Origin of the sequence: Haloarcula sebkhae (genome assembly GCF_014647415.1) — an archaeon.
GTDB lineage: Archaea > Halobacteriota > Halobacteria > Halobacteriales > Haloarculaceae > Haloarcula > Haloarcula sebkhae.
In genome coordinates this window covers 150,020-162,275 of record NZ_BMPD01000005.1, presented here as the reverse complement: position 1 = coordinate 162,275, position 12,256 = coordinate 150,020, and the positions used below count along the sequence as shown (strand labels likewise).

Annotated in this window: 9 protein-coding genes; 3 read left to right on the top strand and 6 right to left on the bottom strand. The window is 63.1% G+C overall.

Translation table 11 applies throughout. From position 1 onward, the window contains the following. The first annotated feature begins 23 nt into the window (after positions 1 to 23). Positions 24 to 392, top strand: coding sequence for a response regulator (locus IEY38_RS15060; RefSeq protein WP_188979145.1), 369 nt, complete (start codon positions 24 to 26; stop codon positions 390 to 392). Here the strand turns inward: IEY38_RS15060 and IEY38_RS15055 are convergent. From IEY38_RS15055 to IEY38_RS15030, 6 genes are all read right to left on the bottom strand, one after another. Then, positions 389 to 4,276, bottom strand: a complete 3,888-nt coding sequence (locus IEY38_RS15055) for a PAS domain S-box protein (RefSeq protein ID WP_188979143.1) — start codon at positions 4,274 to 4,276, stop codon at positions 389 to 391. The two genes, IEY38_RS15060 and IEY38_RS15055, sit on opposite strands and share 4 nt — an antisense overlap. A gap of 76 nt (positions 4,277 to 4,352) precedes the next feature. Next, a complete protein-coding gene (gene gcvPB, locus IEY38_RS15050) occupies positions 4,353 to 5,774 on the bottom strand; it encodes an aminomethyl-transferring glycine dehydrogenase subunit GcvPB (protein WP_188979141.1) in 1,422 nt (473 codons plus the stop codon). 82 nt (positions 5,775 to 5,856) lie between these two features. Beyond that, positions 5,857 to 7,200, bottom strand: coding sequence for an aminomethyl-transferring glycine dehydrogenase subunit GcvPA (gcvPA, locus tag IEY38_RS15045; protein ID WP_188979139.1), 1,344 nt, complete (start codon positions 7,198 to 7,200; stop codon positions 5,857 to 5,859). Positions 7,201 to 7,308: 108 nt separating this feature from the next. Next, positions 7,309 to 7,692 (bottom strand): glycine cleavage system protein GcvH, encoded by a 384-nt coding sequence (gene gcvH, locus IEY38_RS15040; RefSeq protein ID WP_188979137.1) that lies wholly within the window; start codon positions 7,690 to 7,692, stop codon positions 7,309 to 7,311. Further along, complete coding sequence (gene gcvT / locus IEY38_RS15035; RefSeq protein ID WP_188979135.1) at positions 7,689 to 8,780, bottom strand: glycine cleavage system aminomethyltransferase GcvT; 1,092 nt, start codon at positions 8,778 to 8,780, stop codon at positions 7,689 to 7,691. The genes gcvH and gcvT overlap by 4 nt, the downstream gene beginning before the upstream one ends. Before the next feature lie 144 nt (positions 8,781 to 8,924). Beyond that, a complete protein-coding gene (locus tag IEY38_RS15030; protein WP_188979133.1) occupies positions 8,925 to 10,718 on the bottom strand; it encodes a PAS domain-containing sensor histidine kinase in 1,794 nt (597 codons plus the stop codon). A gap of 163 nt (positions 10,719 to 10,881) precedes the next feature. Between IEY38_RS15030 and IEY38_RS15025 the strand changes: the two genes are divergently transcribed. After that, positions 10,882 to 11,328 (top strand): NYN domain-containing protein, encoded by a 447-nt coding sequence (locus tag IEY38_RS15025; RefSeq protein ID WP_005538204.1) that lies wholly within the window; start codon positions 10,882 to 10,884, stop codon positions 11,326 to 11,328. A gap of 53 nt (positions 11,329 to 11,381) precedes the next feature. Further along, positions 11,382 to 12,227, top strand: a complete 846-nt coding sequence (locus tag IEY38_RS15020) for a TatD family hydrolase (RefSeq protein WP_188979130.1) — start codon at positions 11,382 to 11,384, stop codon at positions 12,225 to 12,227. Positions 12,228 to 12,256: the final 29 nt, after the last annotated feature.

Below are 12,256 nucleotides of genomic sequence, written 5' to 3'. Positions count from 1 at the left end.
GGGGAACCACGGATCTAGAACCGATGAGTATCGAGGTCCTACTGGTAGACGAAGACGTAGACGTTCTGGAGATCGTCGGGACGTTTCTGGGACAGGAAGACGGGTTCGAGATAACGACGGAGGACGACCCAGAAGCGGCACTGGACCTGGCAACGAACGGCGACTTCGACGCCGTCGTCAGTGACTACAAGATGCCCCGGCTCGACGGAATGGAACTGTGTCGCGCGCTCCGAGATAACGACGTCGACATCCCGTTTCTGCTGTTTACGGCCCGCGAACACGACGACGTCGCAGATGCTGCCGCAGAACACGGCGTCACTGCCGTGGTCCAGAAAGGAACGGGCACGGAGCAGTACAGCGTGCTCGCCGACCGGATTCGCGACACTATCTAGGCGTCTATCCGAGGCAGTTCCAGTGTGACGACTGTTCCGCCGTCCGGACTGCTATCAAAGTCAACTGTGCCGCCGTAGGTTTCGGTCACCCAGACGACTAGCCACAGACCGAGTCCGGTCCCGTGACGCAGTTGCGTAATCGGTTCGTCACCGGTCACAACGTCAAGTTCGTGCTGTGGAATCCCGGGGCCGTCGTCGGCGACAGTGATTGAGACGGTTCGTGGGCCCGTCTGGACACCGATGCGGATGGACGGGTCGTCGCCGGCGTGTTCGAGGCTGTTTTCGAGGAGTTCACCGAGGATTCGATGTAATCGCCCATCACCCGCCGTAACCGACACATCCGGGAGGTCTGTTTTGATTTCACTGGCGTACTCGTCGCGATACGAAGACACGGTATCGGTAACGGTTGCGGGCACGTCGACCGGGTCCGTACCGTACTGGTCGCGGCGAACGGAGCGCTCCATGTCGCGTGCGCGCTCACTCAGCGACGCCATCTCCTCCGCCTTTCGCTGAAGCCGATGGAGAATGGCACGCTGGTCCTCGTCGTCAATTCGCTCATCCAGCGCGTCGGCCATCCCGAGGACGACAGTCAGGTCGTTGCGGAGATTGTGCCGAAGAACGCGGTTGAGCAGTTTCAGTCGGCGTTCGCGCTCGCGCTGCTCAGTGATGTCGGTGTAGATACCGAATCCGCGGATGCTGTCACCGTCCCGGCTGTACGGCACGCCCCGGAAGAGGAAGTCGCGGAACCCCGTCTCGGTCATCAGTCGGAGTTCCGTCTGGAAGGGGTCGCCGTTTGCCTGCCCGTTGTCGAACCGGGGCAGTTCATCGTGCGCAGTGTCCGGTGGGCGGAGGAGGTCCGACAGGGGACTGTTGACGGCCGTGTCCTGTTCGTACCCGAACACGTCGGAGAACGCGGGATTGACTGATCTGACGACCGACTCGCCTGCAACGGTCTCCGTCTCGATGACGGCGTCAGGAAGCGTGTTGAACAGGTACGAGAACCGGTCGCGCTCGTCCTCCAGCTCTGCCCGTGCCTGCTTGAGTTCGGTCAGGTCCCGGACGACGCCGACGGTTCCACGGAACTGGTCCTCGCCGAGCAGCGACACCTCGATCTCTGCCGGACGCGTCTCTCCGTGTGCCGTTTCCAGTGCCGTTTCGAGCTTGACTGCCCCGGTTCCGCCCTGCTGACAGAGATCGCCAATACGACACGTAAATTCGTCAATCGCGTCCTGATCGAGGACGATCCGCGGGTGCTGGCCCAGAAGCGTCGCCCGCTCGTAGCCGAGCCACTCCGCGAGCGGTTCGGTGACCAGCTGGAACCGACCGTCGTCGTCGAGGACGTACATCATATCACGGACGTTCTCGACTACTGATTCGTACCGCAGCAGGCTCCGTTCACGCTCGACGCGGTCGAACGCAGCGGCCGCGTTGGAGGCGAGGATTTCCGCCACAGAGATGTCCGAGTCGGTGAACTCTTGCCCGTCCTGTGCGCCGATGCTCACGACCCCGTGGTCACCCATCGGGAGGTACATCGTCGCCGACAGAACGTCGGAGTCGTAGTTGTCGACCCGTTCGAACTCGTCGATGACCAGCGAGTCACCGCGCTGGAATGCGTCGCCGGGGAAGCCCTCGTCGGCGTCGTACACCGGTCGTTCCGGGACTTTGTCACTGGCGACGGCGGGTCGGAGTGTGTCAGTCTCCTCGTCGTACAGCCGCACGAGCGCGTGGTCAAACCCGAGATCAGACCGGGTCGCCTCGATGACCGTTTCAGCGACCTCCTGTGGCGTCTGTGCCTGCATGAGCGACCGGGTCGTATCCAGCAGTCCGGACAGCGCCTCGTCGCGCCGTTTCTGCTCCGTGATGTCCCGGATGACGCCCGCGGTCCCGGCGAACCGCCCGTCGTCGTCGTACAGCAGCGTCATGTGGTCCTGTGCCGGGAACGAGCCCCCCGACGCCTGCTGGATCTTCAGTTCGAACGTCTCCTCGTCGTTGCGGTCCCCGAATATCATCTCTTGGACGATGGACTCGGCACGCTCGACGACACTGTCGTTCTTTATGAAGCCGGTGTACGACCCAAGCAGCTCGGATTCGGAGTAGCCCGTGAGGTCGGTCATCGCCTGATTGACGAACTGGAAGTACCCCTCGGAGTCGAGGGCGTACACGCCGTCGTCGACCGCCTCGATGATGTTCTCGTACCGTTCGAGTTCGTCCTCACGGTGGCGGCGTTCGAGTTCGTGGTTCACCCACTCCACGAGCAGTTTCATGAACGCCTCCTCGCTCTCGGAAAAGGACTCCACCCGGGCCTGCTCGTCGCCGAAGCAGAGCGTTCCGTAGGGCTCGCCGTCGACTGTGATGAGGCCACCAGCGTAGCACGCGACGCCGGTTTTTCTGTACACGTCCGACGCGTGTCCGTCCTCGGTGGTGGCATCGGTAATCGCGTAGAGGTCGCCGGATTCGAGCACTCGCTGACAGTACGTGTCTTCAAGCGGCGTCTCTGTTCCGGATTCGAGAGGAGTGTTACCGGAGACCATCTGTATTTCGTGGACTCCGTCCTCGATACGGCTCAGGTAGCCAAACGACATGTCGAGTCGGTCCAGCCCGATTTCGATGACCCGACGGACAGTTTCGGCCTCGCTGAGTCCGCTCCCGGCTGCAAGCTGTGTCAGTTCCTGTAGCGAGTCGTTGTTGGCACGCAGCGTCCGTTCCCGCTCCTTGCGCTCCGTGATATCTGTGGCGATGGCGACGAGGCGCGGGGCCTGTGCGTCGCGTTCCTCGATAACCCCACTCGTCCGGAGCCACCGCGTCTCCCCGTCGACGTCGGTACGGAACTCAGCGTCGACCCGTTCGCCGCTCTCTGAAACCCGCTCGACCGCCGCTTCGAGTGACTGGCGGTCGTCGGGATGGACGTACTCGTAAAATGCCGAGGCAGTGCCTTCGAAGGTCGCTGCCGTCGTCCCGAAGAGTTCCGCGGTCGCCTCGTCCCAGACCATCTCGTCGGTGTCCAGGTTCCACTCGTAGACGCCGGTGTTTGTCCCGTCCAGCGCCAGATCGAGCCGCCGGTTCGTCTCTTCGAGGGCCCGCTCGCGCTCCTTCCGATCGGAGATATCCCTGAGAACGCCCGTACAGAACCACTGCCCGTTTCGCTCGAAATCACCGAACGACACCGCGACGGTCAGCTGGTTCCCATCAGCGGTCACGAGCGGGAGTTCGAGATAGTCCCAGTCGACGTTCCGGTCGCCGGTCCGGCGGTAGCGGTCCACTCCCTCGAAGTGGGAGCTTCGCAGGTGTTCGGGGATCACTTTCGCGAAATCGTCGCCGACCAGCTCCTCACGGTCATAGCCCGTCAGCTCGGCAGCCTCGTCGTTGGCGTACACGACTTCGCTGTCGGCGTCGATGGTGACGACGGCGTCGGAGATACTGCCCGCGATAGCGTCGAAAGAGTCCGCGAGTTCCGGCGGAAGCCGCGTCGGTCGGTCATCGGTAGTAGCCGGTGGGTCATTTCCGTTGCCGCGGCCCGCCGGTTCGCTCCCCTGCGTCACAATGTCGGACACTCGGTCCATCAGCGACACTTCGCTGCGGGGGACGTACTCGGTTACATCGAGCTGTGTCGCGCGCGCCGCGACCATCCCATCTGGCTCGGCCGTACAGAGAACGACTGGGAGCGTGTCGTACTGCTCACGTACTGCCGCTATCACCTCTAGACCGGTTTCCGTGCCCGGCAGGTGTTGCTCACAGATGACGGCATCGTAGGCGTGCTCGGCCAGTTCCGATAGCGCGGCCGCCACGGTGGTGACTGACGTGACCGTGGCCGGCGCGTCTGGCATGGCTGTATCCGCGTCCTCGTCGGCAGGGCCTACGTACAACAAATTCGGCATATCGGACATAGCGTTCCGTTGTAACGGCTATACGTCGGGGTGGCATATACGCTCGGGCAAGAGTATCAAATGTCGAAACGAGCGGCTACGTGTCGTCAAGCGCCTGCCAGGAGAGCCGCGGGTTCCGGGCCGCAGTCGCCTGGTCGATGCGTTTCGCCGCCGGACGCGACGGCGCGTCGGCCAGTTCGGCGTCCGAATCACTGGCCACAGCGTTGAACGCGGCTGCGAGCTGGTCCAGCGAGCGTCTGGTTTCGCCCTCCGTGGGTTCGGTCATCAGCGCCTCGTCGACGATTTCGGGCCATTTCGTCGTCGGCGGGTGGACGCCGTAGTCGAGCATCCGTTTGGCCGCGTCGGCGGCGTCCTGCTCGCCCGCGCTGGCGACGAACTCGTGGTGGAACGGGCCAAACGGCACCTCGTACTCGATCTGCTCGGCGAGGTAGTTCGCGTTCAGCACGGCCTTGGCGCTGGCGTCCCGGAGCCCCTCGTCGCCGAGCCTGGCGATATAGGCGAAGGTCTTGAGAAGTACCGGCCAGTTGCCATAGAAGCCATGCACCTTCCCGATTGAGTGGTCCGGCTCGTAGTGTTCGTAGTTGCCGCCGCGCTCTCTGACGTGCGGGTTCGGGAGGAACTGGGCTAGTTCCTCACGGACGCCGACCGGGCCGGCACCGGGGCCACCGCCGCCGTGGGGCGTCGCGAACGTCTTGTGGACGTTGTAGTGCATCACGTCGAAGCCCATGTCGCCGGGGCGAGCGCGCCCCAGAAGGGCGTTGAGGTTCGCGCCGTCGTAGTACAGCAGGCCGCCGGCGTCGTGGACGATATCGGCGATATGCTCGATATCGCGCTCGAACAGCCCCAGCGTGTTGGGGTTCGTGAGCATCAGCGCGGCGGTGTCGTCGCCGACAGCCGCCTCCAGTGCCTCAATGTCGACGCGGCCGTCGTCGCCACTTGGTAGCTCCACGACCTCGTAGCCGGCCATCGCCGCCGTCGCGAAGTTCGTGCCGTGGGCCGAGTCCGGGATGACGACCTCCGAGCGCTCGTCGTCGTTGTGTTCGTGGTAGGCCTTCGCGATCTGGATGCCGGTGAACTCGCCGGCTGCGCCGGCCGGCGGCTGCAGCGTCACGGCGTCCATCCCACCGATTCGGCCCAAATAGTCCTGTAGCCGGTGACACAGCGCCAGCGTCCCCTGTACCGTCGAATCGGGTCGGCCAGGGTGGATTGCCGCGTCTGCCCGTGCGGCTACGTCTTCGGTAAAGGAAGGGTTGTACTTCATCGTACACGAGCCAAGCGGGAACGGCCCGCTCTCGACGCCGTAGTTCATCTGCGAGAGACGCGTGTAGTGCCGGGCCAGTTCGGGTTCGGCCGGGTCCGGCAGTGAGAGGTTGTCTCGCGTCAGGTCATCGGGCAGTGACGAGTCCTCAATGTCGACCGTTTTGCTCGCCTTCTCCGAGAGCAGCGGCTCGTACCGGTCCTCGCTGTCGTCGGTCCAGCGCGCTTGATCGTATTTCACGCGAGACACCCCCGTGTCGAGCGTGAAGCACGTGGGACGTGGTTTGTCCCACGGTGTTTCGCCGAGTAGCGCGAGGTGAGTGTCATTTCGCTACCTCCCGGAACGCCGCCACGAACTCGTCTGTGGCGTCAGCAGTGGTTTCGGTCACACACACCTGTACCAGATGGTCGTCGACCGCGTGGACTGCGAAGCCCTCAGCCGCGAGATCGGCAACGATTGCGCTTGCAGGCTGGTCCGTGCGGGCGAGGAACTCCCGGAAGTGGTGGCGGCCGTGAATCGGCGCTTTCACGCCGACGATGTCGTCGAGGCGGTCGGCCAGGTCACGGGCGCGGGTCACGCAGTCCTCGGCGAGCTCAACCAGCCCGTCCGGGCCGAGCCACGCGGCGTGCATCGCGGTTCGGAGCGCGACCCACGCCTGGTTTGTACAGATGTTGGAAGTGGCCCGCTCCTTGCGGATGTGCTGCTCTCGCGTCTGGAGGGTCAGCGTGTACGCGCGGCGGTCGGCGGCGTCTTCGCTGGCCCCGACCAGCCGACCGGGGACCTGCCGCAAGTACTCCTCGCGGGTGACGAACATCCCCAGTCCGAAGCCGTACGCCGTTCCGGTCCCCAGCGACGCGGCGTCGCCGACGACCACGTCGGCCCCGACATCGGCCGGCCGCTCCAGCAGAGACAGCGCTATCGGGTCCGAGCCGAGACAGAACAGCGCTTCGTGGTCGTGGGCTAGATTGCCGATAGCCCCGAGGCGTTCCTCGATGACGCCCCGGACCGTCGGCGACTCGGCGTACACCATCGCGGTAGCGTCGCCGATCTGGTCGGCCAGCGCCGGTACGTCGACGACGCCGTCGGTCATCGGGTACGACTCGACCGTGAGGTCCGGTCCATCGGCGTAGTTCGACAGCACGGCGCGTTTGCCCTCTCGGAGGTGTTCGGGAACTAGAATCTGATCGCCGGACACCGAACGGACGCGCTGGGAGAGCGTCGCCGCCTCGCCCAGCGCCGTCGCGTCGTCGTACATCGAGCAGTTGGCGACGCCCAGTCCCGTGAGCTCCACCAGCATCGACTGGAACTCGAAGAGGGCCTGCAGGAACCCCTGTGCGACCTCGGGCTGGTACTGCGTGTAGGAGGTCAGGAACTCCGACCGGCTTGCGAGGTCATCGACAACGCTCGGGACGTAATGATCGTAGTGGCCGCGCCCGAGGAACTCGGTGAGGTCGGCGTTGCGGCCCAGAAGGCCAGCGACTTCCCGGCGCGCTGCCCGCTCGCTCCGGGCGTCGATACCGAACTCGCCGTCGAAGGCGACGGACTCGGGAACGTCGAACAGCGACTCGAGGTCGTCGGCTCCGACCGCGTCAAGCATCGCCGCGGTTTCTGCGGCCGTCTGCGGTGCGTACGGACTGCCTGTGGCATGTGAGTTACTGTTACTCATTTGAGAACCACCCAGTAGCGCCGGGGTGACATGATATCGACAGCTAGCGACCGTGTCCACATTAGGTTACTCCTTTCACCTCCTGCGGGGGACCGCTGCCATCAAGCCTTACTCGATCTGGTCGCGGTACGCGTCGGGTGAGAGCAGGTCGTCGGTTTCACTCTCGTCGGCAACCTCGACCTCGAGCATCCAGCCGTCGCCGAACGGGTCCTCGTTCAGCAGTTCCGGTTCGTCGCGGAGTCGGTCGTTGACCGCTGTGACGGTGCCGGAGACGGGAGCGTACACGTCGGACACAGCCTTGATCGACTCCACGACGCCGAAGTCCTCACCAGCGGTCAGCTCCGCCCCTTCCTCGGGCAGCTCGACGAACACCACGTCGCCGAGTTCGTCCTGTGCGAACGCCGTGATGCCAACCTTGGCAGTGTCTCCGGCGACGCGTACCCATTCGTGTGACTCCAGATATCGCAGGTCGTCGGGAACGTCGAAGCTCATCTATCGAGGAATGGCGTGCTCCTGGTACGTGCTTTCTTCGGTTCACCGCGGACGACAACGCGGACGGACTCGTCCGGTTCGGCGTACGCCGCCGGGACGTAGGCGAGGGCAATCGGTGCCCCCAGCGTCGGACTCATGGTTCCGCTGGTGACGTGGCCGATCGGCTCCCCCTCCGGCGTTGTCACGTCGTACCCGTGGCGCGGGACGCCGCGGTCAATGAGTTCGATGCCGACGAGCTTTTCTTCGGGACCATCCGCAGCGACGCCCTCCAGAGCGTCCCGACCGACGAACTCCGTATCGAGCGCAACCGTCCAGCCGATGCCGGCCTCGTAGGGCGTCCGGGGCTCGTCGACCGGATGGAATTCCTGACCGGAGAGCAGAAAACCCATTTCTAGACGGAGCGTGTCGCGCGCGCCGAGACCGCAGGGCTGGCACGCAAGCGCGCTCCAGATCGCCTCGGCACCGTTGGGCGGGCAGAGGATTTCAAAGCCGGGTTCGCCGGTGTAGCCCGTCCGAGCGATCAGCGAGTCGACGCCAGCAACGACCCCGTCAGCCACCTCGAACCGCGATAGGGCAGAGAGCGAGATGTCTGTCTCGGCCGCCAGCAGGTCCGGCGCGTCAGGCCCCTGAACGGCGATCATCGAGTACTCCTCGGTCCGGTTCGTCACCGTTGCGTCGAGCCCCCGCTCGTCCCGCTCAGAGAGCCACCGTTCGGTCATCTCTCCATCGTGCCCAGCGTTGGGGATAAACAGGAACTCGTCGGCCGCACCTTCCGGTAGTCGGTAGACGACGGTGTCGTCCAGCATGATCCCGTCCTCGTCTGTGATCGCCCCGTACTGGGCCTCGCCCGGGTCCAGCACGGTCACATCATTGGTGGTCAGCCGCTGTGTCAGCGTCGCCGCGTCCGGGCCGTCCACGGTTATCTGTCCCATGTGCGAAACGTCGAACTTCCCGGCTTCGCTCCGGACTGCCTCGTGTTCTGTGCGGATCGACTCGAACTCGACCGGCATCTCCCACCCGCCGAAATCGGTGAACGAAGCGTCGGCCCGCCGGTGAACCGCAGAGAGCGGTGGTGCCCGCAGTGTCATACCCGGACCTGTCGAACCGCGTGGTCTTACCGTTTGGCCCTTCACCGCCTGTGGCGTCGCTGATAAATCATATACTACGATATCAAATTGGCTTTTGTGGCATATGGACGGCAAGAGCAGAACCGAAAATTAGCGGTCAGCCCGTTACTCGCTTCGTGCCACCGGGAACACGAGTTCGACCCGCGTTTCGTCGTGGTCCTCGTCGATTGTCACAGACCCACCAAGGCGTCGGACGAGCCACGTAACTGCCCACAGTCCGAGTCCACGGCTGTGTGCCACTGGCCCCTCGGTTTCCGAGGCCAAGACATTGCGTTCCATATCTGGGATAGCAGATCCATCGGTATCGATGCTGACTATCACTTGGCCTGTCATCGTTTCTTCGGCGGTAAGCTTGACTGTCGGATCGGGCAGATCGCTGTATTCGATGGCGTTTTCGACGAGAATCCCCAGTATCAGGTCGATAGCCATCCTGTCACCCGATACCTCTGTGTCGGTCGGTACGACTTCAACGGTGGCTTCGGGATGCTGCGGTGTGAATTCGTCCCGGATATCGGTGAAGGCTTGCTGGAGGTGAAGTGTGCCATCACGGAGGTCGCGCTCGATAGCCCGATCAAACGTCCGTGCGCGCTCGGCCAGCGAGTCAAGCTCTTTCGAGGCGTTTTCGATTCTGTCGATGTGTCCACTAGCAGCGTCAACGGAGAAATCAGACGAGTCGAGTTCTTCTTTGAGGAGTCTCGAATTACCTCGTATCACGGTCAGCTTGTTCCGGATGTTGTGCCGGAGAATCCGACTCATGACCATGAGCCGCTGCTCCCGTTCTTTGTCCTGTGTGATGTCACGAACGATGCCACGCAGTTTCGGCGTCCCGTCCCGGACAGTTTTTTCCGCCCGGAGTCGGAACCAGCGCTCGGTTTCGTCAGCGGTCTGGCGGCGTGCCTCCAGTTCCATCGGTTCGCCAGTTTCACGGCAGGTCTCGATAGCGTCGCGAACGGCCGCTCTATCGTTGGGGTGGTACTGCTCGATGGCCTCTTCGAGCGTCGGATTGTACTCCGGCGTTCCATAGAGGCGCTTCATCCCGGCAGTTCCCTCTATCATATCCGTCTCCAGATCGAGCTCCCACCCGCCAACGTCAGCCAGGGTTTCGGTCCCGACGAGCCATTCCAGTTGTTCCTCCCGCTGTTTCAGCCTCGTTGCGTCGTCCAGACCAACGACGACGCGCTCGATGGTCCCGTCATCACCCAGTATCGGCGCGGCATTGCTCGAAAGCCACCGCTCGCTCCCGTCGTCGAGTTCTATCCAGTGCTCGAACCCGAACACTGGCTCGCCGGATTTGAACACCCGTGTAACCGGATGGTCCGATTCAGGGATCGGAGTCCCGTCTTCATAGAAGATATTCCACTCCGGTTGGTTGTATCGTCTTTGAGTGATCTCCTTGCGTTCGAGACCGAGTAGCTCCTCGGCGCGGTCGTTAGCCAGCGAAATCCTGCCGGACCGCTCTACGACGACGATGCCGACCGGACTGACCTCGAACACCCGCTCGATGAGGGCTTGCTTCTCTCGCCGCTGCTTCCGTTGCGTGATATCTTCCGCCAGCCATAGCACCCGCCCAGCGCTATCACCGCCGACTGGCGTGACACGAGCCTCGAAGTATCGCTCCCCATGATCGAGCGATAGCTGATACTCGATGTGCTGTTGTTCACCTGTTTCTAAGACCTCTTCGATAATCGCGTAAAACTGGTCAGCCTGTGCTGTAGAGAAAATATCCCAGAGGTCCGTTCCCAGCAGTGCTTCCGGGTCTTTGAAAAATAATGCCCCGTTGTGGGCGTTGTGGATGATGTCGACAAAGTCGCCGTTGGCGTCTAGGACGATAGCCGGATCGGAGATTATCTCACAAAGCCCGTTTAGCACGTCTTGATCGTGCAGAGATTCTTTACTCATATGTCTAATCCTGTGCTTGTTGCTGGCCGACTCCGCATGGAAATGTGTCTGTAGTGTGTGGGAGGTATCGTCCTAAGTTTTGTGCCATGTCATTCTATATAGCGGTGAGAAGTTTACAGAACGAAGCGGCACGCATAAGCGGCCTGGGCGGGGAAAGAGGCGCATGAAGCTGCTCCGTCGGCTATTCGAAGAGAAAGACTCGCGACAGCGCGTCGGGCTGTTCGTCGACGGTCCGAACGTACTCAGGTCCGAGTTCGATGTCGATTTGGACGAGGTCCGGGATATCGCAGCCGAGTACGGCCCGCTGGCAGTCACTCGCCTCTACGTCGACCAGAACGCCTCGCCGGGACTCATCCAGGCCGCCGAGGCTCGCGGGTTCGAGGTTCGAACCACCAGCGGTGACGTCGATGTCCGGCTCGCTGTTGACGCGACTGATGCCGTCGCCTCGGGACAGATCGACGTACTGGCCGTCGCCTCGCGAGATACGGATTTCAAGCCGGCGCTGGAAGTGGCCGCACGGGAGGGGGTCAAAACGGTCGCTATCGCGCCGGGTGAGTACGGCCGCTCTGACGCATTACGCAACGCGGCCGAAGATGCAGTGACGCTCTAGGGTTTGAAGCACATGACGCCAACTGTTTTTTTGGCCAGCACCATTGAGCACGTATGGATATCGACGACACGCCGGTACTGGACAACCACCTCCATCTCGACCCGGTCAACGGCCGGAACGTCGCGGCAGCCGAGGAGTTCGCGTCTCAGGGCGGAACCCACCTGTTGGTGCTCAACAAGCCGTCTTGGCATCTCGTCGAGAAGGGCACCGACGAGGCGATCTTCCGTGAGGTGTTCGACCTCACTGTCGAAGCCGCTGCCGCTGCGACTGAGGTGCTGGACGGTCGCGCTTGGCCCGTCCTTGGTGTCCACCCGGCGCTGATTTCGAAGCTCGTCGACGGCGGCTACACACCGCCGGAGGCGCGGGACATCATGCAGGCTGGCCTCGACGTGGCGGCGGAGTACGTCGATAACAGCGACGCGCTCGCGATGAAGTCCGGGCGACCGCACTACGACGTGGACGACGCCGTCTGGGAAGCCTCGAACGAGGTGATGTGTCACGGGTTCGAACGCGCCGCCGATGTGGGCTGTGCGATACAGCTCCACACCGAGGGCGGCGAAGACTTCGAAGCAGTCGCTCGCTGGGCCGAAGATCGTGGCCTCGACCGGACGCAGGTCGTCAAACACTACTCCGGCGGTCAACTCCATGGCCCGGTCAAATCAGTACTTGCAGACAAAGACGAACTGGAGATCGCGGTCGAGACTGACGAGCCGTTCCTGATGGAGACGGACTACATCGACGACCCGGACCGCCCCGGCGCGGTGCTTGGACCGAAGACCGTGCCACGGCGCGTCCGCTGGCTACTCGAAAACGGGCACGAAGACGCGGTCAGAACGGCACACGTCGAGACGCCGAAAGCGGTGTACGGTATCGACACGGAAGCGACGCTGGAGCGGTAAGCGGTGACAAAAACGGCTGCGAGAGACAG

Coding starts and splice junctions, on each gene's coding strand:
- IEY38_RS15020 (WP_188979130.1), top strand. CDS start 11,382: ATGGATATCGACGACACGCCGGTACTGGACAACCACCTCCATCTCGAC.
- IEY38_RS15025 (WP_005538204.1), top strand. CDS start 10,882: ATGAAGCTGCTCCGTCGGCTATTCGAAGAGAAAGACTCGCGACAGCGC.
- IEY38_RS15060 (WP_188979145.1), top strand. CDS start 24: ATGAGTATCGAGGTCCTACTGGTAGACGAAGACGTAGACGTTCTGGAG.
- IEY38_RS15055 (WP_188979143.1), bottom strand. CDS start 4,276: ATGTCCGATATGCCGAATTTGTTGTACGTAGGCCCTGCCGACGAGGAC.
- IEY38_RS15030 (WP_188979133.1), bottom strand. CDS start 10,718: ATGAGTAAAGAATCTCTGCACGATCAAGACGTGCTAAACGGGCTTTGT.
- gcvT (WP_188979135.1), bottom strand. CDS start 8,780: ATGACACTGCGGGCACCACCGCTCTCTGCGGTTCACCGGCGGGCCGAC.
- gcvH (WP_188979137.1), bottom strand. CDS start 7,692: ATGAGCTTCGACGTTCCCGACGACCTGCGATATCTGGAGTCACACGAA.
- gcvPA (WP_188979139.1), bottom strand. CDS start 7,200: ATGAGTAACAGTAACTCACATGCCACAGGCAGTCCGTACGCACCGCAG.